The organism is Metabacillus indicus LMG 22858 (assembly GCF_000708755.2).
GTDB lineage: Bacteria > Bacillota > Bacilli > Bacillales > Bacillaceae > Bacillus_P > Bacillus_P indicus.
Genome location: NZ_JGVU02000001.1, coordinates 252,076 through 277,590 on the forward strand (window position 1 = coordinate 252,076; position 25,515 = coordinate 277,590).

Annotated in this window: 28 protein-coding genes; 20 read left to right on the forward strand and 8 right to left on the reverse strand. The window is 42.4% G+C overall.

Annotation, left to right across the window (positions count from 1 at the left end):
• Positions 1-22 precede the first annotated feature (22 nt).
• The 7 genes from AZ46_RS01285 to AZ46_RS01315 all read left to right on the forward strand — a co-directional run bounded on the left by AZ46_RS01285 (position 23) and on the right by AZ46_RS01315 (position 9,131).
• The gene (locus AZ46_RS01285; RefSeq protein WP_051865076.1) at positions 23-1,684 is read left to right on the forward strand and encodes a sensor histidine kinase; all 1,662 of its coding nucleotides are present in this window, start codon (positions 23-25) and stop codon (positions 1,682-1,684) included.
• Positions 1,681-3,072, forward strand: a complete 1,392-nt coding sequence (locus AZ46_RS01290) for a response regulator transcription factor (RefSeq protein WP_029282230.1) — start codon at positions 1,681-1,683, stop codon at positions 3,070-3,072. Before AZ46_RS01285 ends, AZ46_RS01290 begins: the two co-directional genes overlap by 4 nt.
• Positions 3,073-3,229: 157 nt before the next feature.
• The gene (locus AZ46_RS01295; protein ID WP_029282228.1) at positions 3,230-4,885 is read left to right on the forward strand and encodes an extracellular solute-binding protein; all 1,656 of its coding nucleotides are present in this window, start codon (positions 3,230-3,232) and stop codon (positions 4,883-4,885) included.
• A gap of 137 nt (positions 4,886-5,022) precedes the next feature.
• Complete coding sequence (locus AZ46_RS01300) at positions 5,023-5,907, forward strand: ABC transporter permease (RefSeq protein WP_029282226.1); 885 nt, start codon at positions 5,023-5,025, stop codon at positions 5,905-5,907.
• A gap of 18 nt (positions 5,908-5,925) precedes the next feature.
• The gene (locus AZ46_RS01305; RefSeq protein WP_029282224.1) at positions 5,926-6,810 is read left to right on the forward strand and encodes a carbohydrate ABC transporter permease; all 885 of its coding nucleotides are present in this window, start codon (positions 5,926-5,928) and stop codon (positions 6,808-6,810) included.
• A gap of 22 nt (positions 6,811-6,832) precedes the next feature.
• On the forward strand, positions 6,833-8,539 hold the full coding sequence (locus tag AZ46_RS01310) for an alpha-amylase family glycosyl hydrolase (protein ID WP_051865079.1): 1,707 nt from the start codon (positions 6,833-6,835) through the stop codon (positions 8,537-8,539).
• A gap of 157 nt (positions 8,540-8,696) precedes the next feature.
• Entirely contained in the window at positions 8,697-9,131 is a 435-nt protein-coding gene (locus tag AZ46_RS01315) for a hypothetical protein (protein ID WP_029282220.1), read from the forward strand.
• A 59-nt stretch (positions 9,132-9,190) separates the two neighbouring features.
• On the opposite strand, the gene AZ46_RS01320 is transcribed toward AZ46_RS01315, so the two are convergent.
• A complete protein-coding gene (locus AZ46_RS01320) occupies positions 9,191-10,126 on the reverse strand; it encodes a DHH family phosphoesterase (protein ID WP_029282218.1) in 936 nt (311 codons plus the stop codon).
• Between the two features lie 117 nt (positions 10,127-10,243).
• Between AZ46_RS01320 and AZ46_RS01325 the strand changes: the two genes are divergently transcribed.
• Complete coding sequence (locus tag AZ46_RS01325; protein ID WP_029282216.1) at positions 10,244-10,567, forward strand: nucleoside triphosphate pyrophosphohydrolase; 324 nt, start codon at positions 10,244-10,246, stop codon at positions 10,565-10,567.
• Positions 10,568-10,685: 118 nt separating this feature from the next.
• On the opposite strand, the gene AZ46_RS01330 is transcribed toward AZ46_RS01325, so the two are convergent.
• The 3 genes from AZ46_RS01330 to AZ46_RS01340 all read right to left on the reverse strand — a co-directional run bounded on the left by AZ46_RS01330 (position 10,686) and on the right by AZ46_RS01340 (position 13,348).
• Positions 10,686-11,462: a YibE/F family protein gene (locus AZ46_RS01330; RefSeq protein WP_029282215.1), complete on the reverse strand. Its 777-nt coding sequence runs from the start codon at positions 11,460-11,462 to the stop codon at positions 10,686-10,688.
• Positions 11,459-12,541 carry a YibE/F family protein gene (locus AZ46_RS01335; RefSeq protein WP_051865167.1) on the reverse strand — a complete coding sequence of 361 codons (1,083 nt, stop codon included), beginning with the start codon at positions 12,539-12,541 and terminating at the stop codon, positions 11,459-11,461. Before AZ46_RS01335 ends, AZ46_RS01330 begins: the two co-directional genes overlap by 4 nt.
• A gap of 249 nt (positions 12,542-12,790) precedes the next feature.
• Positions 12,791-13,348, reverse strand: a complete 558-nt coding sequence (locus AZ46_RS01340) for a GNAT family N-acetyltransferase (protein WP_029282211.1) — start codon at positions 13,346-13,348, stop codon at positions 12,791-12,793.
• A 108-nt stretch (positions 13,349-13,456) separates the two neighbouring features.
• Here AZ46_RS01340 and AZ46_RS01345 point away from each other — a divergent pair, with 108 nt between their 5' ends.
• On the forward strand, positions 13,457-14,440 hold the full coding sequence (locus AZ46_RS01345) for a DUF3231 family protein (protein WP_029282208.1): 984 nt from the start codon (positions 13,457-13,459) through the stop codon (positions 14,438-14,440).
• Between the two features lie 63 nt (positions 14,441-14,503).
• On the opposite strand, the gene AZ46_RS01350 is transcribed toward AZ46_RS01345, so the two are convergent.
• Positions 14,504-14,857 carry a YciI family protein gene (locus AZ46_RS01350; RefSeq protein WP_029282206.1) on the reverse strand — a complete coding sequence of 118 codons (354 nt, stop codon included), beginning with the start codon at positions 14,855-14,857 and terminating at the stop codon, positions 14,504-14,506.
• 105 nt (positions 14,858-14,962) lie between these two features.
• Positions 14,963-15,553 (reverse strand): MEDS domain-containing protein, encoded by a 591-nt coding sequence (locus AZ46_RS01355; protein WP_029282203.1) that lies wholly within the window; start codon positions 15,551-15,553, stop codon positions 14,963-14,965.
• 156 nt (positions 15,554-15,709) lie between these two features.
• Between AZ46_RS01355 and AZ46_RS20890 the strand changes: the two genes are divergently transcribed.
• The 7 genes from AZ46_RS20890 (at position 15,710) to AZ46_RS01395 (ending at position 20,955) form a co-directional block, all read left to right on the forward strand.
• Positions 15,710-17,032, forward strand: coding sequence for a hypothetical protein (locus AZ46_RS20890; protein WP_051865082.1), 1,323 nt, complete (start codon positions 15,710-15,712; stop codon positions 17,030-17,032).
• A 54-nt stretch (positions 17,033-17,086) separates the two neighbouring features.
• Entirely contained in the window at positions 17,087-17,851 is a 765-nt protein-coding gene (locus tag AZ46_RS01370) for an aminoglycoside phosphotransferase family protein (protein WP_029282201.1), read from the forward strand.
• Between the two features lie 12 nt (positions 17,852-17,863).
• On the forward strand, positions 17,864-18,637 hold the full coding sequence (locus AZ46_RS01375) for a Cof-type HAD-IIB family hydrolase (RefSeq protein ID WP_029282199.1): 774 nt from the start codon (positions 17,864-17,866) through the stop codon (positions 18,635-18,637).
• 21 nt (positions 18,638-18,658) lie between these two features.
• Complete coding sequence (locus AZ46_RS01380) at positions 18,659-19,048, forward strand: YunG family protein (protein WP_051865085.1); 390 nt, start codon at positions 18,659-18,661, stop codon at positions 19,046-19,048.
• A gap of 442 nt (positions 19,049-19,490) precedes the next feature.
• Positions 19,491-19,979 carry an NUDIX domain-containing protein gene (locus AZ46_RS01385; RefSeq protein WP_029282195.1) on the forward strand — a complete coding sequence of 163 codons (489 nt, stop codon included), beginning with the start codon at positions 19,491-19,493 and terminating at the stop codon, positions 19,977-19,979.
• A 19-nt stretch (positions 19,980-19,998) separates the two neighbouring features.
• On the forward strand, positions 19,999-20,508 hold the full coding sequence (locus AZ46_RS01390; protein WP_029282193.1) for a GNAT family N-acetyltransferase: 510 nt from the start codon (positions 19,999-20,001) through the stop codon (positions 20,506-20,508).
• A gap of 30 nt (positions 20,509-20,538) precedes the next feature.
• On the forward strand, positions 20,539-20,955 hold the full coding sequence (locus AZ46_RS01395) for a hypothetical protein (RefSeq protein ID WP_029282191.1): 417 nt from the start codon (positions 20,539-20,541) through the stop codon (positions 20,953-20,955).
• A gap of 45 nt (positions 20,956-21,000) precedes the next feature.
• On the opposite strand, the gene AZ46_RS01400 is transcribed toward AZ46_RS01395, so the two are convergent.
• Positions 21,001-22,026: an NAD-dependent epimerase/dehydratase family protein gene (locus tag AZ46_RS01400; protein WP_029282189.1), complete on the reverse strand. Its 1,026-nt coding sequence runs from the start codon at positions 22,024-22,026 to the stop codon at positions 21,001-21,003.
• A gap of 148 nt (positions 22,027-22,174) precedes the next feature.
• Here AZ46_RS01400 and AZ46_RS01405 point away from each other — a divergent pair, with 148 nt between their 5' ends.
• The gene (locus tag AZ46_RS01405) at positions 22,175-22,675 is read left to right on the forward strand and encodes a DinB family protein (protein ID WP_029282187.1); all 501 of its coding nucleotides are present in this window, start codon (positions 22,175-22,177) and stop codon (positions 22,673-22,675) included.
• A 62-nt stretch (positions 22,676-22,737) separates the two neighbouring features.
• On the opposite strand, the gene AZ46_RS22415 is transcribed toward AZ46_RS01405, so the two are convergent.
• The gene (locus AZ46_RS22415) at positions 22,738-22,866 is read right to left on the reverse strand and encodes a hypothetical protein (RefSeq protein ID WP_087946292.1); all 129 of its coding nucleotides are present in this window, start codon (positions 22,864-22,866) and stop codon (positions 22,738-22,740) included.
• Between the two features lie 112 nt (positions 22,867-22,978).
• Between AZ46_RS22415 and AZ46_RS01410 the strand changes: the two genes are divergently transcribed.
• Genes AZ46_RS01410 through AZ46_RS01420 form a run of 3 tightly spaced genes read left to right on the forward strand, consistent with a single transcriptional unit; the run spans position 22,979 to position 25,460 of the window.
• Positions 22,979-23,776 carry a GNAT family N-acetyltransferase gene (locus AZ46_RS01410; protein ID WP_029282185.1) on the forward strand — a complete coding sequence of 266 codons (798 nt, stop codon included), beginning with the start codon at positions 22,979-22,981 and terminating at the stop codon, positions 23,774-23,776.
• Positions 23,777-23,799: 23 nt separating this feature from the next.
• Positions 23,800-24,798: an HD domain-containing protein gene (locus AZ46_RS01415; protein WP_029282182.1), complete on the forward strand. Its 999-nt coding sequence runs from the start codon at positions 23,800-23,802 to the stop codon at positions 24,796-24,798.
• Entirely contained in the window at positions 24,795-25,460 is a 666-nt protein-coding gene (locus tag AZ46_RS01420) for an HAD family hydrolase (RefSeq protein ID WP_029282180.1), read from the forward strand. Before AZ46_RS01415 ends, AZ46_RS01420 begins: the two co-directional genes overlap by 4 nt.
• Positions 25,461-25,515 lie beyond the last annotated feature (55 nt).

The following is a 25,515-nucleotide window of genomic DNA, read 5'->3' on the forward strand; positions in this document are numbered from 1 at the left end:
GACGTTCAGGAAAAGGATTATTATGATTTTTATGATCAGCAGTTTGATTCCTTTTATTTGTTTGGGCTTTCTCTCCTTCTTTACAATCGATTCTATTATCCAGAACAAAGTGGAGACCTCTTTGCAGAATAATTTAAAGCAGGATTTGATGACGCTTGAAAATACGCTGGATAATTTGAATCACGTGTCGCAGCAGCTTTCTGTTGGGGGCGGTGCCAACCGGATTCTTGAGGATCTGCTGCTTGAAAAGGACGGCTACAGGAAAATTCAGCTGACGAAAGAATTGAAAAGCGAATTAAATCTTCTTTCTTTTTCCAATCCGAATATAGGTCTCATGATGTATTATCATGCCAATACCGGAAACTATGATTTTGAAAATTTTCGTGTTCGCAGCGGTTTTTCCCCGTCAGAGCTTCCTGTGATGGCAGAATTCCCCGAGATTACATATTACGGGCCTCATAAATCATTTAATGGCTCCATCAATCAAGTGGTGTTCAGTACGATGAGAAAGGTGAATATTCCGGGGAGGAACATTTATCTTTATATTGAATCCGGGAGAAACGCACTAGAGCCGCTGTTTGCTCCGGAGAATAGAAAAGATACATCGAGGCGTCTGGTCATCCTTGATCCGCAAGGGCGAATTGCTTTTAGTGAAAATCAGGATGTGTATCCAGTGAACAGCCAGTTTTCGTTTGATGGAAAGTCAGGTTACTACAGGTCGTTTTTTTGGACGAAAGAAACGAGCAATCAAGGTTTTAGCATCGTCTCTATCACTCCACAAAAAGAGCTGACAAAAGAGCGTAATCAATGGATTCTTCAAGCAGCCTTTATTTTTGTTTTCTTTCTGGTGGTTGCATCTTTGTTTGCCTGGCTTCTTTGGAAAATGGTCTATCATCCTTTAAACAAATTCAATAGAGAGATTACCAATCTGATGAATTCTGATATTGAACTTGGTGAAATGACGAATATTCCTGAATTTGATGATCATTTGAAGAAGGTCAGAAATATGAAAACGAAGATTTGGGACTTATACGCTGAAATTGAAGAAAAGGAAAAGCGCAGGGCTGATCTGGAAGTAGAAAAGCTTTTGTATCAAATCAATCCGCATTTCTTGATGAATACGTTAGATACCGTTCATTGGCTGGCTGTATTCAGCGGGAATAAGCAAATTGATAAACTTGTGCTATCACTCAATAAGCTGCTTGGATACAACCTTGGGAAGATGGGAGAAACAACTACCGTTGAAAAAGAGTTGGCGGCAGTAAGGGAATATTTAAGCCTGCAGCAGGTGAAATACGATTTTCAGTATGACATAGATGCAGACCAGGCCGCACTGAATTGCCGGGTTCCGCGTTTTATCATGCAGCCGGTGGTAGAAAATTCACTTTATCATGGAGTAAGCGATAATGGATACATCCATGTGAATGTCAGGGTAGCTGAACGTCTGGAAATTACGATTCAGGATAACGGAACAGGTATGACTCAGAATGAGAAAAATCAGATTCTTGAAGAGTTAGGGAATGAAACCCAAAAGGTAGGAATGGGAATCGGTTTGAAGTATGTAAAAAAAATTCTTGAAGCTGAGCATGGGAACCTGGCTGAATTCCATATCAAAAGTGAAAAAGGCAAGGGAACAGTTGTAACAATCAGTATACCGCCGGAAAGGGAGGCAGAAGCTGTATGATTCGGGTCTTAATAGCAGATGATGAGAAGATTGTCAGGATGGGGCTCGTATCGTGTATGCCCTGGGCGGAATTTGGCATGGTTGTAGCTGGTGAAGCAAACAACGGTGAGAATGCCCTGCGATTTATGGAAACAAATGAGATTGATTTACTTTTTACAGACTTATCAATGCCGGTCATGTCAGGAATCGAACTGATGCGAGAAGTTACTTTACGGTTTCCGCATGTGAAGATTGTTGTTTTAACACTACATCAGGATTTTGAGTATATCCAGGAGGCTCTCAGACTGGGTGCAATTGACTATGTTTCGAAAACACAGCTGGAAAAGGAAAATTTTCATGATGTGCTTGGGAGAATATCCGAGATAATGAAGAAAAAGGAATTAACAGGCCTTGCGATTTCTAAAGAAAGTCTTGTGAAAAAAAGTGGGTTAGTTCTCTACTGTATGAAATCTGCAGGAGAACCAGCTGATTACGATTTTCCTTTAAAAGGAGCAGCTGAAACTGATTTTGGAGTGTGGTACTGGAATGATTATACGCAGCAGGATCTTGCAGGTTTAACAGAATGGGCCAAAAACCGCATGACAGCAGGTGAAAGCTGGGCAGTTGTCTGCATCTCAGGATTTGAAAAAATGGATAAGCGACAATGGCTTCAGCTTATCAGGTCTTATAAAAAAATGGACTTATTTTACACATTCGATCCTTCAAATCCTTATATTTACGTGCGGGCAGATACAATATCTCTTGATAATGAGACCTCACTTTATAAGCTTGATGATGTTAAAGAGAAGTGGCTGACTGGAGATTGGATAAATAATGAGGAGTACTTTATGCTTCTTAAAGAAGAACTAAAAGGGCTGAGGCTCCCGCCGATAAGACTGACTCGAATGATCTATTCGATGACAGATGAATGGAACAGAATCTATAAGGAGATTCTGCCGCAGCCAATTGAAACAGATGATTTTCTTACTAGTTGGCATCAGCTTGAAGAGTGGCTTTCTCAAGTAAGAGTAATGATTAAAGGCATTAGTGATACGCCGGCATTTTCAGCTGAAATTCAGGAGAGCATTCGAAAAGCACTTGTTCTTATGCAGGAGTTGCTCAGCGATTCTTTATCAGCGGGAGATGTTGCGAGACTGGTCAATATGAGCAGCAGTTATTTCAGCATTTGCTTTAAAGAGATTGTTGGAAAAACGTATTCGGAACATTTACGTGACCTCCGCATGAAACGTGCAAAGGAATTAGTTAGAACAACGTCAAAACCCATACACTGGATAGCTGAGCAAGTAGGTTATCAGGATGAAAAGTATTTCAGCAGGCTGTTCAGGGATCAAACAGGATGTTTGCCAAGTGAATACAGACAAAGAAACCGAAGGGTAAAAGTTGAATAGGGTAGAAAACGTTCAAAAAACAGGTAGATGTATTTTTGAACGTTTTTTTATGTTTTGAATGATTTTCCCACCATTCATGTAATCGTTTTCTATCCAGCAGGTTAACGTTTCAATGATATAGTGAAAGTGTTCAAAAGCAAAAGGGGGATGGCTTGAGATGAAAAAGAAAATGAAACTTCTGCTTGCAGGCTTTTTGGCAGCTGCTGCAATGAGCGGTTGTGTAAGCAAAGATGTAAGCGATACCACTGAGGGCGTCAACGCGAATATGGAGCCGCTTGGAGGATATTCTGAGCCAGTTGAGGTTTCAATTGGTAAAGGAATTGATCCGAATTATAAGTTTAATGGAGAAGATACTGCCGAGAATAACGTGTATACACGATGGCTGAAAAAAGAATATAACATTCATGTCAAACATGAATGGGAAGCAGCTTCCGCCGATTATGAGCAGAAAGTCAGTTTGTCTATAGCAAGCAACGATTTGCCAGATGCCATGATGGTAAATGAATCTCAGCTGAAACAAATGATAAAAGCTGATCAGCTTGCAGATCTTTCTGAAGTATACAAAAAAGCAGGAGCCCCAAGATTAAAAGCCATTTATGACTCAAATCCGGGACTGCTTGAAAATGTAACATATGAGGGGAAGCTTTACGCTCTGCCTGAAACAACGCTCCCTTCAGCACCAATGACATGGATAAGAAAAGACTGGCTTGATGAGCTTGGCTTAAAAGAGCCTAAAAGCCTCGAAGATCTAAAAACAATTGCAAAAGCATTTATTGATAATAAAATGGGCGGAGAAAACACGGTAGGAATTGTAGGAACAGCCCAGGGCGGATCCCTTTATTCAACTTTCCTGACTTCAGGCGACCACTCCTTTAACCTTTCTCCATTGTTTTTTGCAAATGATGCTTACCCTGGAATATGGGTTAAAGACAAAGACGGACAGGCAGTATACGGTTCAACCACACCTGAAACGAAGAAAACATTGGGTATGCTAAGAGACTGGTATAAAGAAGGATTGATTGACAAAGAGCTTGGCTTGAGAAAAAGTGCACAAGAAGTGATCGTCAGCGGAAAAGCAGGGATTTTCTTTGGTCCATGGCACTCTCCGTACAGTATTCAGGATGCAATTAAGAATGATCCAAAAGCGAACTGGAGGCCTTACCTTGCTCCTGTTGATGATTCGGGGAAGTTTAATTCAAATGAGACAACCGGCAGCCAGTATATCGTTGTGAATAAGAACTTTAAAAATCCTGAAGCGATCATTAAGATGCTGAATATCCACGTGAGTGAAAAAGCGAAAAGCTACGAGAAAGAAGTAGCGGACAGACAGATGACCTCACAGGAAATCCCGCTTTTTATTATTGCAGGACACGGAGATCAGCTTGAATATGCAGTAAGCTCGACTCAGAAGCATCTTGCAGGTGAAGTAGAGCTTGAAGAGATTGATAAGATCAACTACGGGTTCGCATATGATCTTTCAGCACATGCGAAAAATGTGAAGAAAGAGCCGTATGATAATTACGATATTCAATACTGGGACAAACAAGGGGACGAGGCGTTCTTCAGTCATGTTTATGCTCACTTAAATGGCGGCTCAACATTTGTGAATGCTGATATTAATTACGTGAGAAGTCTTGCAACAGCTAAAACGAAAACAATGGAATCAAGATGGGCAAATTTAAGCAAGCTTGAAGATGAGACATTCCTGAAGATTATCTTCGGAACGGCGCCCCTGAGCGAGTTTGACTCCTTTGTTAAGAAATGGAACAAACAGGGCGGTAAACAAATCACAAAAGAGGTCAACGAGCAATAGAGTTCTTGAGACGGGTGAAAGCTGCTCGTCTCTCTGACTTTAAGGAGGATATCTAAATGAAAAGTAAAGAAGTTTACAATGGTGAACCGCTCACAGTGCCTCATGTGAAAGTGCGTGCAGGAGTTTTGCCGAAATTCATGAAATCCAATGGCTTTCACTATTCATTGATGCTGCTGCCGGGCTTGATCTGGCTGATTTTTTTCAACCTTCTCCCAATGTACGGAATTCTGCTTGCCTTTAAGGATTTTAACCCGGGCCTTGGTTTATTAAAGTCCGCCTGGATCGGGCTTGAGAACTTCCGCTATATGTTTGAACTCGAAGACAGTGCTCAGATTTTCAAAAATACGATTTTCATAGCCATTGCAAAAATGGCATTAAACCTTATTGTTCCGTTAGTGTTTGCGCTAATGCTGAATGAAGCAAAGAATCGGTTATTTACCAGATCTGTGCAAACGATTGTGTATCTTCCTCACTTTTTATCGTGGGTAATCGTCGCAGGCATTCTACTCGATTTATTCTCTTTTACAGGACCTGTGAATCAGATGCTCGGGCTATTTGGTGTAGAACCTGTTCTATTTTTCTCAAATCCTGATATTTTCCCATCTATTGTTGTAGGAAGTGATGTATGGAAAGAATTTGGATTTGGGGCAATCATCTACTTCGCAGCTCTAACTTCTATCAGTCCTGAACTTTATGAAGCAGCAGCCATAGATGGAGCTTCACAGTTCAAGCGGATTATTCATATTACGTTGCCAAGCATTCTGCCTGTAGCTGTCCTCCTCGGAACATTAAGCTTGGGAAATGTTTTAAATGCAGGATTTGATCAGATTTTCAATTTGTATAATCCTTTGGTCTATTCAACCGGGGATATTATTGATACCTGGGTGTACAGAACTGGATTAATAGATATGCAATACGGTCTTGCTACAGCAGTAGGTCTTCTTAAATCAATTGTCAGTCTGATTTTAATTGCTGTTTCTTACCTTCTTGCTTACAGATTTGCAAACTATCGAATTTTCTAAGGATTGGAGGCATCATCCATGGTAGAAGAGCGGTCATTTCTCACAAAATTTTTTAATGGTCTCAATATCTTTATTTTGCTTCTGATCACCCTTCTTTGCATATACCCAGTCTGGTACATGCTCGTTGTTTCATTCAGTGACAAAGCAGCAGTCGCTGCCGGACAGGTGTTTTTCTGGCCAAAAGAATTTACTTTAAGTGCTTATGCGATGATTCTTGAAGATGCTCAGTTTTTTAAATCGTTCTCCATTTCAGTGACAAGGGTATTTTTAGGAGCCATTACAACATTTGTTGTCGTTGTCCTGATGGCATATCCCTTATCCAAAACGTCTAAAGATTTTCGCCCGCGGAATGTGATTATGTGGACGCTCATATTTGCCATGTTGTTCAACGGAGGATTGATTCCGTGGTATATGACTATGAAATCTCTAGGCATGACCAATAACATTTGGGGACTGGTTCTTGGTGGAGGGCTTCCTGTTTTTAATGTCATTCTCGTCATGAATTTTTTTAGAAATCTGCCAAAAGAACTCGAAGAATCTGCCATTATGGATGGAGCAGGACCTTGGCGGATACTGTTCCAAATCATTTTGCCGCTCTCAAAACCGGTTCTTGCTACCGTATTAGTGTTCACCATTGTATATCATTGGAATGAATTCTTTCAGGCTCTTGTACTCATGACGAAAAATGATAATTATCCTCTGCAAACCTATATTAGGCAGGTTACGGTAATAGCGGACGCTTCGAAACTAGACGCCGAATCAGCGAAGCGTCTTACCAATACGTCCAATCAGACATTGAATGCCGCTAAAATTTTCATTTCAATGATACCGCTTTTAATTATTTATCCATTCTTCCAGAAATACTTCATTAAGGGGATAACGCTTGGTTCGGTTAAAGGATAACGTAAATGAGGAGAGGATAAATATGAAAGTAAGGTTAAAAAGAATGGTCATGCTGCTACTGATAATGTCATTGATTGGATCACTTACAGTATCAGCAAAAGATGCTCAGCCTGCTGAAATGTCTGAAAATACAATTCGAATCTATTATGAAAGAGCAGATCAGTCCTTTGATGAATGGGGTCTCTGGCTGTGGGGAGATGTTGAGGTGCCTTCTGATCAAATGGGAAGCTGGCCTATCGGGGCCACGGCTTTTTCCTCTGAACAGCTTGATCAAAATCGCGCATATATAGATATAAAACTAAAAGAGAATGCATCGAGTCTGAATTTTATTGTAGTCAATCGGCAGACAGGAGAAAAAGATGGAGGAAACAAAGTCTTTACACAATTTGAAGAAACGGGGGAAATCTTTGTGAAAGAAGGGGATGACACAGTTTATCTTAACTCAAAAGGTGTGCATAAGCCGGGAAAAAGCAAAGCACATTTTCCCAAGTGGTCAGATGACAGCGTCATTTATGAAGTGAATGTAAGACAGTATACGAAAGAGGGAACGTTTAAAGCATTTGAACAGCATTTACCCCGTTTGAAAAAATTAGGCGTTGAAATTCTATGGTTTATGCCAATACATCCGATATCTGAAGAAGGAAGAATAGGAACTCTTGGTTCTTACTATGCAGTACAGGATTATAAAGCGGTCAATCCGGAATTTGGATCGATGGAAGATTTTAAAAGACTTGTAGATAAGGCACACAAAATGGGATTTAAAGTGTTGCTTGACTGGGTTGGAAACCATACAGGAAAAGACCATATCTGGACTCAAAACAGAGATTGGTACACCCTGGACAAGGAAGGAAATATTACTCATCCTCCAGGAACAAACTGGCTTGATGTATCAGATTTAAATTATGATAATCGGGAAATGCGCAACGCCATGACAGAGGCCATGAAATTTTGGGTGGAAGAAGCTGATATCGACGGCTATCGTGCGGATTACGCAAGCGGCGTGCCGGTTGATTTCTGGGAACAGGCCAGAAAAGAACTGGATAAAATCAAGCCAGTATATATGCTTGCAGAAGATAATATAAAACCTAACCTGTTAAATGAGGCTTTTAATGCAAACTATGGGTGGGAATTAAATCACATCCTGCGTGAAGTTGCATCGGGCGGCAAAGAAATCAGTGCCATCGAAGCTTATCTTTCAAAAGTGAACGCACTCTATCCAAAGGGTTCCTATCCTATGCACTGGACATCGAACCATGATGATAATTCGTGGGAAGGCACCACAGCTGAACTTTTTGGAGAGGCAGAAAAAACAATGGCAGCATTAACCTTTGTCATGCCGGGTGTACCTCTTATCTATTCAGGACAGGAAGCAGGGCTTAACAAGCGCCTCGCATTTTTTGATAAAGATGAAATATCATGGAACGACATCTCTATGCAGGATTACTATACTGAACTTGTGAAACTGAAAAAAGAAAACAAAGCATTGTGGAACGGATCAGCCGGCGGGAACGTAGAAAAAATTGAAACGGCAAGTGACAAGGTATTAGCTTTTTCCAGAAGCAAAGGAAAGTCAAAAGTCATTGTTTTCGCAAACCTTTCATCGTCTTCTGTTGCCTTTACAACAGATGCTGCAGCCGGGGAGTATAAAGTTTTTGGTGGGAATCAGTATACTTCTGTAAACAAAGAGGTTCAATTAGACCCATGGGAAATTCTTATTTTATCCAAATGATCTGAAAGATGTTAAAAGGAAACCTGCGGGCTAACTGTTCGCAGGTTTTTCAGTTGCTATAAAAAAGGGATATACATATAAAACGGAGAATAATTACCTCTAAATAAGACAAAACCGAATAGATCAGTTATCTGCCGGGACTTGGAGGTTCGAGAACATGTTCACAAAAAAGAAGGTGGAAACAAAAGAAAACCTTTATTGTATTGCTATTTTCACAGACAGAGAGTTGAGTGATAAAGAGTATGACGATCAATTAGAAAAAATCTATGATGGAGCAGATGAAAATGTGGCGGTTGTGACTGAGATTGAACCGCCTGATGAAATGGTGGAGGATTTAAAGGCTGCTTTTCCTGACATTAAAATAGAAGTGCCGAGTTACGGCGTCTACAAGTTTGACCCTGAAAAATTAGATGAAGAAACGAAGAAGATGGAGAAGAGGCACAAGTGGAAGAAATTTTTTAATACAATTCCTATTACTGAGTACCTTATCGTTGAAAATAAGGTCATGTATGATATCAACCAGGTTTTATTATTTACGACAGACATTCATGAGGTCATATCTTATATTAATGAAAATAAAGAGATGAGTTAAAGGGAACACAAATAGGGAAGTATCTGCATTTTCCTCGAAACTTGCTGAAGGAAAGAGGTTTACCTCATTCTCTTCTCCCCCAACTCTTCGATCATCTCCTCAGTTTCCTCCCACGATGAAAGCAAGGCACCGGCTGCCAGCCTGTGTCCGCCTCCGCCGTAGTTCTTTGCGATTTCGTTTACAGCGATTGTTTTTGAACGGATTCGGACTCGGATTTTGCCGTCCTCCTCAATGAAAAGCACCCAGATGCGTGCAGGTACGTACGCGGTAAGGGCATGAATCAAAGATGCTGCTTCAGAGGAATCAAGACGAAGGTTTACAAGCATTTCCTTTGTTACACGAAGGCTCGCGATTCCCTGTTCAGTTACCTGTGCGCGGTATGAGACAAATGGTTTCCATTTTGAAAAATCAGTGCCGCTCTTCTTCATCAGACGATGGATGCGATCGGATTTAAAGGCGAATTTCTTTATCTGTGAAACAATCCTCAACGTTCGTTCACCGGCCATTCCATTCTTAAGCATGCCTGTATCTCCCATTATCCCCGCGTATAATGCAGAAGCTGCCTCATTTGTGAGTTTAAATGTCTCCGGATAGGAAAAAAACAAATCCCCCAGCATTTCGCACACGGAACTATATGAAGGGTCAATCCAACGCAAATCCCCATAGCTTTCCCCATCGGAATGATGATCGATTTTAACAAGGGTTTCCCCCATCAGACAGCGCTGGTCACTGATCCGCTTCGTTTCTGCCGTGTCACAGACAATGACAAGAGCGTCTCTATATTGATCGTCTTCAATCATATCCATGCTGCCGATCCATTCAAGGCTTTTCTCCGCGCCTCCCATTGCAAAGACTTTCTTTTCCGGAAACGATTGCTGCAGCGTTTTTTTCAGGGCGATCTGTGAACCGATGGCGTCAAAGTCAGGATGAATGTGGCGGTGGATGATGATGGTGGGGTGGGTGGTGATGGCTTTTAAAATGTCTGATTGTTCCATGGATTACACCTCATTCAGTCTATTCGTAACCATTCTATCATAATTTTTTCATTTTCCATTCAAAGACTCGGTTTGTAAAATAGGAAGTAACAAGAAATAAAAGAAGAGGTTTATATGATGCCAATTTACAACAAACTGGTTCGCGACAGAATACCGGAAGTCATTGAAAAGACAGGGAAAAAATTTCATGCCACAGTCTTGTCTCAGGATGTATATATAGAAGAGTTAAAAAAGAAAAGCTTTGAGGAGTTGGAGGAGTATATAGCAGCGGAAACCGGTGCTGAAGCGTTGGAGGAGCTGGCCGACATGTTTGAAATCCTACATGCATTTGCTGCCGTTCACGGTTCAACCATTCAGGGAGTGGAGAAGATCAGGAAGGAAAAGGAACAGAAGCGGGGCGGGTTCAATGAGCGGATTTTCCTTGTGGATGTTGAGGATTGAGCAGATTTGAAGTAGATATTCACACTTTGAGAGTGAGCTCTATAAAAAATTGTAATGAAAAAGGCTGTTCAGAACGCTAAACAGACATCCCAAACAGCCTTCTTTTCATTTCAATCTATCATTCCTCAATCCGTCTCGGATCGCTCTTTTTTATATAAAATGCTGCGGCAATCCAAGAGGTAATCGGAATGACAATGGCAACTCCTATTCCAGCACACATGATGGTGATGATTTCGGCACTGAAGACTTTTGAATTGACGATATCACCAATAGAATAAGATAAATCTTTAAACCAGATCAGGAGTCCGAGGTAGCTTCCAAAAAAGGCGAAAAACAGTGTGTTTGTGTTTGTGCCCAGAATGTCTCTTCCAATGGATAAGCCTGATGTGAACAATTCTTTTCTTTTTATGTTCGGATGATGCTTTACTATTTCGTGCATCGGGGATGTAATCGAGATGGCAATGTCAGTAATGGCGCCGATTGTACTCATGATAATTACAGAGGCTCCAATTTTGACAAAGTCGATTCCAATGAAAAGGGAAAACATGCTTAATTCTTCTACTTCTTCTTCTCCAAAACCTTGGATCATGAACTTATCGGTCAGAATAACAATGAGAAAGTAGAGCATAGCCAGCGTAATAATTGTTGAAATAAAGGCTGCAGTTGTTTTTTGATTCACTTCATTTATAAAAAATAAGTTCACGCAGCTGATAATAGCAGATGCAGCAAGCGTTAAAACAAGTGGATCAAGATTTGGATCAGCCATGAAAAGGATAGCGAGAAAGAGGATGGCAAAATTCAGGAATAAAGCCGCAAATGATCTTGCCCCTTTTCTGCCTCCTATCATAATCATTAACAGAAACAAGATGGCAGCAAAACATACTAATGTATTCATATTCTTGCCTTCTTTCTGTTAATAAAATAGAGAGAGGTATAAAGACCAATTGGGATCGTGAGCACAATTCCAATCCCTCCTGCCATAGCCCGGGCTAATTCCAATGATAGATTCATGGACAGTGTATATCCAAGCGGTGATGCATTTTTAAAATACAAAATCAGCATGGGAATGGATCCGCTTATGTAGGCGAAAAACAGAATATTGGTCATAGGCCCCATAATATCTTTTCCGATTTCCAGACCTGATGCTTTAAGTGCTTTTATAGATATTTGAGTGTTTTTTTCGTAAAGGCCAAAGATAGAGGAGGACATGGTGATTGCTACATCCATGACGGCTCCAAGGGATCCGACCATTACCCCAGCAATAAACACGACCTTCGGTGGGCGTGTTAAAAACTGCATTTCTTCATATCTAAGTCCAATACCAGATGTGAGCTTTAAAACGATCATGGCTATAAACAAAGAAATAAACGTCCCTAAAAGGGTCGCAGTAATGGCTGCATATGTTTTTCCGTTAAAGCCGTTGACGAGCAGCAAAGAAATCACGGTAAACAAGATGGCGCTTATGCTGCAGACGGCCAGCAAGCCTAACCCATTTTTATTCAGGTAAACGTCTAATGCATAGGACAAGAGCAATCCATTGACAGCGAGGCTGATGACAGAGAAAAATCCTTGTTTTTTCCCTACAAGCAGCAATGTGAAAATAAACAGCCATGATGCGATCATGATATATTTATCACGCTTTACATCTTTTACCGTACCTGTTAAGGAGTTGTCAGTACTGCTGTCAATTGCAACAAACAGTTCATGTCCTGCGTGATATTTTTGATCGAAGGCCCCGGATAAGGAATATTCATTGGTAAGAGTGATCAATTTTCCTTTATCTTTTCCATTTTTCAGCTTTGCTGTAAGCTGCTGTGTGTACAGGCGGTCTTTATTATTATGCATGTCAGTTTCTTCAGATGAACCTGTCTGAGATGTCTTTATGACTTCTGCAATGGGCCGGTCATAGAATGAATGGTTATGATGCACGAACAAAAGGGAAGCTGCACAGCAAAATAATAGCACAGTCGCCATCAACCATTTGTTAGAAAATAAACCGAGTAATCTTCTTGTAACTTTCAATACAAAACCTCCAGCCATCTCCCAAACATATTGAGAGGTGCCTCTAATCTACTGAGACACTATCCGATATTCCTCTGCAAAAAAACGGGACATGCAGAATACACGGCATGTCCCGTTTACAATGGATTAAGAATAACAGTGCGGGTTTTGTTTCGTCAATGAGAGCTTTAAAAATCAGAAAATAAGCTGAAAGCAGAAGCTTCAGCCTTGCTCTCCCTCGCAGTCTTCAGGATTCAAAACCGCCAGCATCACATGATCCTCCCACTTCCCGTTGATCAGGACGTTCTTCTTTGCCAGTCCTTCTTTATGAAAGCCGGCTTTTTCAAGGACGCGGATGGAGCCAAGGTTGTGCGGCATGACGCCTGCTTCAATACGGTGGAGTTTGAGTTCGTTAAAGGCATACTCCAAAATGAGTTTGACGGCTTCTGTTGTATAGCCTTTTCCGTTGTGGTCCTGGTCGAGAAAATAGCCAAGGACTGCGCTTTGGAGAGAGTGGCGCATGACTTGGAAAAGGCTGATGGTGCCTAGCAGCTGATTGGTTTCGTTCAGGTAGATGCCAAATTGATATTCGGCGTCTTTTTTTGCTTGGTGTTCGTAATCTTCTATCATTTTTTGCTGTGTTTCGAGTGTGTAGAAATCTTCTGCGCGAATCATGGAGTATTGCTCAAAAAAAGAACGGTTTTTTAGCTGAAGCTTCAGTCTGTCTTCCGCATCCTGTTTTGTAAAAGGTCTTATGTGAATCCGGTTGCTCCTGAGCATATGTACGTCATCTCCTTCACTCTGTATTTTAGCGCAATCAGCGTAAATAAAGAATGATTCTTGAGTATATACTATACGTAAAATTTTAAAATCGGGAGGAACCTCACTGTGACGAAGCAGCTCGCCTCATCTGAAATCGGAAACCTTTGGATGACCTATCAGCAGAAAACGATGTTTGCACGGATGCTTGAGCATTTTTTACATACGCAGGAAAATGAAAAAATTAAGCAGCAGCTCCAAAATTATTACGATCAGGAGACTGCTTTTATCCAGGAGATCAGCGGGATCTTTCAGGATGAGAAGATTGTTATGCCTGTTGGATATAACGAAAGCGATGTGAAGCCTGATACGCCTAGGCTGTATGATGAATATTTCGATATTCTTTTCTTAAGAATCATGATGAAAGTGACGATTGGACTGAATGCGCTCCACCTCAGCATGACCTACCGGAGCGACATGTCTGACCTGTTTATGAGGATGTCACAAACCTCTCAGCAGACCTATACGGATGCGACTCAGTTCTTGCTTGATGAAGGCATTTTGACGAGGCCGCCGATGATTCCTATGCCTGATAAGGTTGAGTTTGTCAAAGAGAAAAAGTACATGGCAGGGTTAGATGCGTTCAGTGCGAAACGCCCGCTGAATGCGATTGAACTCTCGCTGCTCTATCAGGGAGTTGAAACCAACATTCTTGGGTTTCAGCTTTTGAAAGGTTTTGAACAGGCTTCTGATGACAAAGAGCTGAGACAATATTTTAAAGAGGGAAAAGATCTCGCTAAACAAATCATTGAATCGTTCAGTGAGACATTGCTGAAAAGCGATATTCAGCCTCCAGCTGTTGCCTGGGGAAATCCGACATTTTCACAGACGTCCCCTTACTCGGAGAAGATGATGATGTATTTGACCAATTTACTGAGCAGCTTTGGTCTGACGAGCAATGCCCTTGGCACTTCCTTCAGCCTGCGGTCTGATTTGCCGGCGAAAATGACCATTATTGCAAAAGACATTTTCACCTATGCCAAAAAGGGCGGTAAGCTCATGATTAAAAATGGATGGATGGAAGAGCCTCCGCAGACTTCAAGGCAGAGCTGAATGCATGAAAAATAAAAGCACTGCAAATCGCAGTGCTTTTAACATGTCTATACTTGTTTCAGCTCACTCAAATACCTGACGCAACTCAATCTGGCCTTCCCCGTTTCCTTGCGGGTCGGGCATTCTTAAGGCCCATTTGACGGCTTCTTCCCTTGACTCCACATCGATTAAAATAAATCCTGCCACTAAATCAGTTGATTCTGTAAAAGGACCTTCTGAAATGACGGGGTTTTCTCCGGGTACCGGAAACGAAATGCGGATGCCGTTTGAACTTGGATGCAGCCCTTTAGCAGCTATCCTTACGCCTGCTTTTATTAATTCTTCGTTATAAGCGGTCATGGCTTCCATGAGGTCCGAGCTTGGAAGATTTCCGGCTTCTGAATTTTTTGAGGCTTTGACAATCAGCATAAACAACATAACCATTCCTCCTGCCATTAATCTTCTGCCCTTATAGGTTCGTTGAAGCATCACCGAATCCTTTTATGAAAAATGAAGCATCTTCTTTCAAAATGAAAAAACTGCTCAGCATCCATCACACTGAGCAGTTTTTTCTAGTTTTATATAGTTTTGGGAAAGTTGAAATTGATCATCTGTCATGACGTATTTATGGCTTTGTTCAAGCGCAGCGTTAGCATCATCTGTCAAAGATGCGTCACGGTAGGCACAGACAGACAGGATGTTTTCATTCAGTATAAATTCGTCAGATGAGGTTTCAAAGCTTTTCAGCAGGGCTGCATCAGACATGTCAGACATCCACTCCACATGTGCCCACGTGCGCAGCCGGACATTTTTATCTGAAAGACTTCTTAAATCTCTGTCAAAATAAGCGAGAATGGAAGCAATATTGAATTTGGAACTTCCTGAATAGTAATCAAAGTTGTTCACTAACCTGATCGAATTCTGTTCTTCTTCTGAAAAATGATCCTCTATATAACGACTCACTTTATCCGAGAATTTCATGCTTTCAATCAGCAGAATCTGATCTTTATTTTTAAGGCCAGCATGAATATATGAAGCTACCTTCTGCAAGTAGATTTCTTCATCCTTAAAGTGGTAATATACATGTCCTTTATTCAAATCAGTCAAGGTAACGGGTCTATAAAATGTGTTCATGTTTTCACCCCTGTTCCAGTCAAGCGTAACACACTTGGCGGAAATTAGCGAACGCACGGTCGCGTCATTCTCTTTCTTTAACGAATCTTAACAAGGAAATGGCAGGTATATGCAGAATATAGGGTGTGGGAGAAACCAGCTGAACGGAGGAGTAAAATGAACCAGCCAAAAGCATACGGTACGTTTTATAAAAACCGGAATTTAACGTTCCGGGAGTCGGCATATTTGCAGTTTGGAAGCAGTGAAACCTCGATAGGAAGTTTTCTTATGCTCAACCCGGGAGGTGCAAGCTGTGAAGATGTCAGAAACCTGCTTCATGGTGAGCGTATTTTTACGGAAATGGCACTGGATCCGACGATGCACCAGATTGTCAGGCTGATGGAAGCATTTAAACCGCTTGAACCGCTGAACGGAAGGGTGCATCTTTTCAATTTGTTTACTCTTCAGAACACAAAGGATAAAGAGGCAATTTCTCATATCGAGTACCTGGGCGGAAGGGGAATTGTGACAATTGGAGATATGGTCGCATCAATGGAAGAGCTGAAACGCCACCCCTGGATCTGCATCGGCTGGGGCGTAGGGGCGTCTGACTCACATACATTTTTAAAGCAGCTGAAAGGAAAATGGCTCGAGCAGATTGAGCAGGCAGGAATTCCTCTCTTTGGAAAAAAGAATCCTTTTGGCGATTATTATCATCTGTGCCCGCATCTTGCTTCAAAGAAGAATTTGCTGGCAGAGGAACTGAGGGAGATGTATGTTCAAAAAGTGAAATCAGCGGCATTTACTGAAGTGACAGAATTCACCTCATCAGCCGTTAAGCCAAACCTTTATTGCGGGTATGAGATGGATTTGCATGAACCCATAAACGGGTGGAGTGTTTCAAGTCAAAATCCAGAACGGATTGTGAAAAGCTTTTCAGGACTTGCCATTCAGAAAGGGTATAAACTCAGGGCCTATTCATACAAGGCTGAAGGCCAATCATCTTCTGCTGTTTATGCCATTCCCCAGGATAAGGAGCTGACGATGCCTCCGAATATCATTGAAAAGGGTGAAATACCGATCCCCCAATGCCAGTCTGATCATTTTATGTTTGCAGTAGACGGTGACCGTACTCCGCTTTCCTATCTCCAGGCAGCGGTCGTTTATCATGAGCTCGGGGAGTTCGGAATCAGCCGTCAAACCAGCTACTGGAGTGCAGACGATATTCTGCCGCTTGATGAAAAACTATATGAACAGGCAGACAGTGTTGTGGATTATTTGTACACTCTTGGCGACTGGAATGAATTTAAAACGATTCCGCCAACTTTGAGACCGATATTTTATTATGAAAATGATCACCCGACTGTCGTCTTCTACACCAAAAACGATGTGGGCATGATCAAGCTCAGCCGCTACACCCATACTTTTGAAAAAGACAGCTATAAACAAAAGGTACATTGTGAAGAACTCGCTTTTGCGGGGATTGGGATTTTGTTTTAGGCGGCGGTAAGCGGACATAGAGCACAGGAGGCGGACAACATAGCTGAAACCGTATTGGGCACAGGCAATACAGCCAAGGTCATCGTCCGTGATGGCGGGACAGTGGCAAAAGTATTCCACAGACACATTGGAAGGGACTTTATTGAATACGAATATGCGATCTACAAAGAAATAGCAAAGATTCCATTACACGTGCCAAGACTGTACTCTTTTGAAAAAGAGAACCATGCTCTTATTTTCGAACGTGTCGATGGAACTTCCCTGATGGCTGAAATGAAAAGAAGTCCATTTCTCCTGCCTATTCACATGAGGCGGCTGGCAGAATGGCATGGTGAGATTCATCAATGCCAAGATTTGAAGCTGCCTGTTCTCACAGACAGGCTAGCCTCGCGAATCAGTCAAAGCGATGACTTGAACGAGAGTGAAAAAGAGAAAATACTCTCTCATTTGGACGGGCTGCCTGATCATGAAAGAGTCTTATGCCACGGTGATTTTCATCCTGATAACGTCCTGATTTCTAAAAAAGGACACGTCATTATTGACTGGGCGGATGCAGCGGTTGGAAATCGGCTGGCGGACATTGCGCGGTCCGTTCTTCTCATTCACTATGGTGGGCTGACTTCAAGTCCAGTTCAAGGAATGTTTCGCGGTTTATTGGCCGGACACTATGAAAGGTGCTATAGAAAAACAGATCCATTTGACATGTCAGAGCTTAAGAACTGGATTCTTCCTGTTGCAGCGGCAAGACTCTCGGAGAGTATCGGTCAGACGGAGAAAGAAGTGCTTCTAAAGCTGATTCATGCAAGGGTGAATGAATAAAAGGAGAATGGCATGACGTACAAGATCGTGTTTTTTGACATCGATGGAACGATTACGCATCATGAGAATGGAACAATTTCTGAACCGACCAAAGCAGCTGTAAGAATGCTGCTTGAGAATGGGACTGCGGTAGTCGCAGCTACAGGCAGGCCCCTTTCAATGTGCGGTGAACTTATGGAAATGGGGATCGAAACCTTTATCACTGCAAACGGCGGGTACGTGAAGCATAAAGATGAGGTCATCCATAAGGTCCCTCTGGACAAAACGATTGTGAAGGAAGTAGCGGCATTTGCAGCAAAAGAGAAGCACGCCCTTTCTTTTTATACGGAAGATTTCAGGATGAATGGCATACAAAATGCGTCCGTTTTGCGTTCGTTGAAGGAAACGCTTTCGCTGACTGAATACCCAGGCGTTTTCCCTTCTCCTTGTCTTGAAGAGGTGTTTTTACTGTGTTTATTTGCGAGGGAAACAGAAGCGGATCTTTATAGAGAAGCTTTTCCACATCTGACTTTTAAAAGGTGGCATCCGTATGTGCTGAACGTCCTGGATCAGGATGTCTCAAAATCTCTTGCTATTTTAAAAACGCTGGAATACTTTGGGTGTGAGCCGGCTGATGCCGCTGCCTTCGGTGACGGTGACAACGATATCGATATGATTGAACTTGCAGGCCTCGGGATTGCAATGGGAAACGGAAGCGAAGGAGTGAAGAAAGCGGCGGATTTTGTTACAAATAGATCTGGGGACGATGGCGTCGTTTTTGCCCTGAAGAAATTCGGGATTATTTAATATAGAAAGGCGTGGCCAATTATGTCCGCAGGAGATTTAAAGCTTTTACACCGTGCGCTATTAAACTCATGGTCTTTGAATTCAAGCTCCAAATGGACTCCTGAAAATCCGGCAAAAGGGCAATGCGGAGTGACGGCTCTTGTGGTTCATGATCTTTTAGGCGGAGAAATTAGGAAAACCTGTGCAGCAGAGGGATGGCATTTCTATAACGAGATAGACTCTGCCAGAGTTGATTTCACAGCCTCTCAATTTGAGGGTGACGTGCAGTACGACGATCTCCCATCAAGCAGGGAAGAGGCGTTTGCGGATACGAATCAGCTGCAGTATGATGATTTGAAGAAGAAGGTAGTGGCTGAATTGGAGCGGATGGAATCGTACCCTATAAATCAGAGAAGCGAATTTATAGGGTAAGCAAACGCCAGAATCGTACCCTATAAAACCGAGAAACGAATTTACAGGGTAAGGAAACGCTGGAATCGTACCCTATAAAACTGAGAAACGAATTTATAGGGTAGGAAAAGGCGGAATCGTACCCTGTAAAACTGGAAAAAGATTTTATAGGGTAAGCAAACGGTGAAATCGTACCCTGTAAAACTGAGAAATGAATTTATAGGGTAAGGAAACGCTGGAATCGTACCCCATCAAACTGAGAAACGAATTTATAGGGTAAGCAAACGCCAGAATCGTACCCTGTAAAACTTAGAAACGAATTTATAGGGTAAGGAACCGCCGCAATCGTACCCCATAAAACTGAAAAACAAATTTATAGGGTAAGCAAACCCATTAATCGCACGCCATAAAACGAATTTATAGGGTAATGCAATTTCAACTAAAACAAGAAAGGCGAAAAACAATGACCTACCACATGCGAGTAAGGGCAGGGGGCTTAATCATTGAAGATGACTCCATTCTCCTTGTTGAATTTGACGATGAAAACGGACTGCATTACAATCTGCCTGCCGGCGGGGTTAATTCAGGTGAGTCGGTAAAGGATGCCGCTAGGCGGGAAGTAAAAGAGGAAACGTCTGCTGATGCTGAGGTTGGGCCGCTCGCTTTTGTTTATGAGTATGCCCCGCATCTGAACGCAAATAAGTACGGGGAAACTCATTCCATCGCACTCATGTTTGAATGCATGCTGCAAAACGGTTCAGTACCTGCTATGCCGGCAAATCCAGATCCAAATCAGACGGGTGTCAAGTGGGTGAAGCTTGCTGATCTTGAAAAGGTAGTGCTGTATCCCAACCTTTGCGGGCATATCAGATCCTATTTGGAAAACAAGAGAAACATAGAGTTGATTGAGGAGCAGTCGCTCGAGGAATATGATCCTGCGATCATGACATGAAAAAAGGAGTACATACAGCGTGAGAACAGATTTGCACATACGATTGGCTGTACTGGATGAAGCCAGTCACATTATAAAATTGTTAAGAGATACAGCTAAATGGATTCAAGAACAGGGAATTAATCAATGGAGCTATCTTTTGGACGGCGGAGAGGATGAAGAAATCGTCCGATGTATAGAAAACAATCAAACGTATGTCGTCGAGAAAAATGGCGAACTTACCGCAACTTTCACTCTTTATCCTTCACAAAATGAATGGGATCAGGAGATATGGGGACACCAAGAGGAAAACGCGGTATACCTTCACAAGCTTGCAGTTAATTCAGCCTATATGAAACAGGGAATTGGAAATGTCATTCTTTCATGGATTCCGGAGGCTGTCAGCGGGGACTGGATTCGACTTGATTGTGTAGCCGATAATGAAAAACTGAATGCTTTTTACAGAGAAAATGGGTTTGAATGGGCCGGAGCAACTAAAGGGCACAGCAAATTTCAAAAGCACGTACATAAAAAGTCTCCTTTGTTATAATAGGCGATATGGATGGAAGGGAGTGCTCCTATGCTCTACATATGGACGATTGAAAAAATTATTGAATCAGAGTTAAAAGAATTAAAGATTTATATCGACTATGAATTTGACAATCAGCTGCCTGCCCCTATGAGCTACAACATTTCAACCAGGACGCTTAAATTTAATTACCTGCAGATAAACGGATACAGAGGAAAGATACGAGTAAGAGAAACCGATGAGGACTTTGTCAGACTGATTCTTTATCATACTGTCGGGTACTATCTTGATTATCAGAAAAACAAGCATGACATCCGGACGCTCGTTTATGGCGGGGATGAGGAAAAGCAGGAGCTCTTGTCCCAAATTGAAAGAAATGCCTGGGAGTATGGCAGAAGCCTTGTGCCTGAGCGTTTGCTCGACTCTTACGATAAGATGAGGGAGCTTGACAGTTTGCTTGTTAAATAATGAAGAAGAAACGGCCATTCCTTTTTAGGATGGCCGTTTCTGTTTTCAGAGTTTTAGTTTCATTGACCATTTCTGCAGCAGTTCCTTTTCTTTCTCTCTTGAGATTCCTGCTTTCAGATCGGAAGGTTCCCGGTTCTTTTCCCAGTGATATACATCGCGGATGGTCTCAGCGAGTGATCTGAACGTGAGACCGGCCCCGACGGCTTTTTCTATGCTGATCTCAAACGTCCCTTTCCAGGGTTCCTTTTCACCTTCCAGGGGAAAGTATTCTGGGATCCATAAAGGCATATCTGTCCAAGGTTTTATGTTGTTTTCAAGCAGGAATGCTTCGTCGGCCCATACGAAGTCCGTCGTGCTTGACGACACCGATTTGCAGGTTTCGAGGATCTCTGCCATCGTCTCTTTTTGACCTGTGGCGTTGTAGGTGCCTGCCCTTCCCTGAAGAATCATATTGAAGACCCACGCAGCAAGATCTCTCACATCAATTATCTGCACGGGACGGTCCGGACGGCCGGGAACGATGGCCTGCCCTCCTTGTGAAACTCTTTGAACCCAATAAGGAAGCCTGTCTGTGTAATCGAACGGCCCGACAAGCTGTCCGGCTCTTACATTCAGCACCCGTCCTGGCCAGTGCTTTTCAGCCTCCTCTTCACTCAGTGCCTTCAACGCACCATAATGTTCATACGGTGAAAGCGTTCTTTTCTCACTTTCCGCAAGCTTTTCATCGGAAATCGTCTGCAGCGGATAGTCTTCCTGAATACCTGCTGGAATCCAGTCCCTGTAAACAGAAATGCTTGAGATGAAGGTGTAATGACCGATATCTCCGAGAACTTCTGCTGTTTTTCTGATATGATGCGGGGCAAAACCGGACGTGTCAATGACAGCGTCCCAATTTCGGTTCTGAAGCGCCGTCATATCACCGTTTCTGTCCCCGGTCAGCTCCTCCAGCTCGGCAAAAAGGCCTTTGTTTGTGCCGCGGTTAAACAAGGTAACACTATAACCCCTTTTTAAAGCTTCTTCTGTAAAAGCTCTTCCGAGAAAACGTGTGCCGCCTAAAATCAAAATGTTCATTAGATTCCCTCCCGTCATGTTCATACCATTCTCTGTTTATAACGATTACCCCTTTTAAAAAGATACGGGTAAATCAAATAAAGGAATTTATGGTTTTTACAAGAAAGTATAAAAGATTATTCTCTTACAGAAGAGGGAGGTACAGCTAATGCGTGACAGTCAATTGTTAAAAGGGTTTACTGCGGACCTTCAACAGTATCCTGACCATAAACTAAGTGAAATTCCATCTGACGGAAGCTGGTCACTTGGACAGATGTATCAGCACCTTATTGAGGTTTCCATTGAGTATTTAGAGAACGCGGAGGCGTGTAAAAAAGCTGCAGCCGATCCTGATTTAGAAAAGTCTGATGGAGGCAAAGCTCTGTTTGAGAGAGGCGGTTTTCCTGCCATTAAAATAAAACTGCCTGATCTGCCTGGAAATACGCCGAGCAATAGCCGCACAAAACAGGAGCTTTTGCAGGGGCTTCTTGAAATAGAGAAAAGAATGGAGCAGCAGGAAAAGAGTGCAGCGGAAACGAACCCTGCCTGCAAACAGCGTCATGGCGGGTTTGGCTGGCTGAATGCGAAGGAGTGGTATGAACTTGTTGACATGCACCTACGCCATCATCTGAGGCAGAAAAAAGAGATTGAACAGAAAATTGGACTTTAATCATTGGATTAAGTTTACCTTCAACGTAAAAAGGACTGACTCAAGCAGTCCTTTTTCATTCCTTAGTACTCGATTTCGTCATAATCCTTCGGCTGCGGGACGGGCTGTCCATTTTCAACGCGGGTAATGTCTTTCACCGTTTCCATTTCTTCCTGTGATTGCGGTTGGTTATTTTTGTTTTCTTTTTTCATAAGAGGCTCCTTTCTAGAAATAATCAATCTGTATTTACTGTTTCTTTAGGTTTGAAAAATATGCAGGGTTTATTGTTGAATTTGTCACTGAGTAACCGGGAGAGGTGTACATATGTCATCTGTAGTAACGAAAGAATTGGCCATCCTTCTTGAAAAATCGGAAATTGAGGCACTGGAATCGAGGCTTACAGCTATACGGAATACGGAAGGAAATCCAATGGATGTTGTGATAGAAAAGGCTGGAGGCACTGCAGCCTTTTCTGTGAAAAATATTCCCGGACCAGCCTATAATACTGTGAGAGGTGCGTCAGTCGAAACGCTGGATGACATTCTGCGTTTTTATGAAGAACGGGAAATTTCTCCAAGGTTTGAGGTAACTCCTGCTCAATCCTTACCAGAGCTATTTAGAAGCCTTTCAGCAAGAGGTTTTTCTCAAAGCGGTTTTCATACGGTGCTGTATGGGGAAGCAAAGATTCTTTCAACCAGACCGGTATCGGAAATTAGTGTGCGCCCTCTTGAAGCCAGCGAATTTGATTTATTTGGGGAAATTTATACAAAAGGCTTTGGCATGCCTGAATTTTTAAAGCAGCCTGTAGCACAGAACAATCTGGTTCTTCATGGTCATGAGGACTGGCGGTTTTATCTGGCAAGTATGGATGGAAAAGCTGCCGGAATCGGTGTGCTGTTTATGAAAAAACGCATCGGTACGATGGCAGCCTCAGCTGTCCTGCCTGAATTCAGGAACCGCGGAGTGCACCGTGCATTGCTTGATGCAAGGATAGATGAAGCGAAACAGCATGGCTGCTCCATCATAGCCGGACAGGCCTCATTTGGAAGCGGCAGCCAGCGGAATATGGAACGTGCCGGGATGAAAATTGCTTATACAAAGGCGATTTGGGATCCTTTATAAGGACGAAGCAAGGAGGTTTTGTGTTGCTGATTAAAGACAGTATTTACGGTGAAGTAATAATAGATGGTGTTTTAGAAGAACTGATTATGAGCGGACCTCTTCAACGGCTGAAGGGAATTCATCAGGGCGGGGCCGGATACCTTGTTAATGAAAAATGGAATGTTACCCGCTATGATCATTCTGTAGGCGTTATGCTTTTAATCCGCATGCTCGGAGGCACTCTTGAGGAACAAATAGCAGGATTGCTGCATGATGTTTCCTACACTGCGTTTTCGCATGTAGCAGACTATGTGTTTGAAAACAGGGATGAGGACTACCATGAGATCATTTTCCGCTCAGTAGTAGAAAGCTCGGAGATACCTTCTATTCTTGAAAAGTATCGGTTCGACTACAGAGACATCCTGCTGGATGACTCCCAGTGGCAGCTGCTCGAGCAGCCGGCACCGGATCTCTGTGCAGATCGAATGGATTATACGTTGAGAGATATGTTTGAGTATGGTGTGATTTCTTCTGATGAAATCAACTGGTTTTTAGATAAAGTGACGCTTGCTGACGGGAAAATAGCTGTGAAGGATATCCAGTCAGCTGAATGGTTTGTGAAAACCTACTATCAGGAGGTCATCGATTTTTTTATGGACCCCCTGAACATATACGCTAATGACATTTTGTCCAGAGCGTTGAAAGCAGCCAAGTCAAAGGGTTTCATATCTCGTGATGATTTTCTGGATGAGGATGAAGAACTGATGTCACAACTAAGGGCTGTAAATGACAGTGAAGTAAAAGAGCTCATTTCAAAACTGCACGATCATGTAAGAGTTATGGAAAATGAACTGGAATACGATCTGCACCAGAAAAACAAAGTCCGGATCATTGATCCCTTGACATATGATGGCGCAGATATCAGAAGAGCTTCCGTATTATCTGAAAAAGTGAAGACGATGACCTCTGAAGCGTTAAAGAAAGCTTTAAGCGGAGTGTATGTAAAAATCTTATCCGATAAAAAGGAGAGACATGCGACATGAAACCAACGCTACTTTTATTCGACCTTGACGGCACTCTTTCTGAACCTGGGGAAGGTATAACTAAATCAGTTCAATACGCCCTTTTAAAGATGGCAATCGATGAGACGGATTTAAAAAAGCTGGAGGGATTTGTGGGCCCGCCTCTGCAGGTTTCATTTGCTGAGCATTATTCTTTTTCAGACCAGGAAGTAGAAAGAGCGGTCTCTTACTACAGGGAGCGATTTAAAGAAAAAGGCATGTTTGAAAATAAGGTATATGACGGCATTCCTGAACTTTTGAGCGCGCTAAAGCAAGCTGGGTACAAGTCAGCTGTTGCCACCTCTAAGCCGAGTGTATTTGCTGAAGAAATTCTGAGATTTTTTCAGATTGACCAATTCTTTGACCTTGTTGCCGGCAGCAGCCTTGACGGTACAGGAGCTTCAAAAACTGAAATCATCCATTCTGTCATGAATCACTTTCCAGGAGTGCAGCAGGAAGATATGGTGATGATCGGGGATAGAAAACATGACATCATCGGTGCTGTTAACACAGGCATTCGCTCAATCGGCGTGACGTACGGATATGGATTAAAAGAAGAACTTGAGGAAGCACAAGCAGGCGTAATTGTTTCATCTGTACAGGAGCTAAGGGGGCTTCTTCTGAGGAATACTGTAAAGTTATAAAACGTATTTAATAATATTTCTTATTTTAAGGTTCATAGAGTGGCATTGTCTCTAT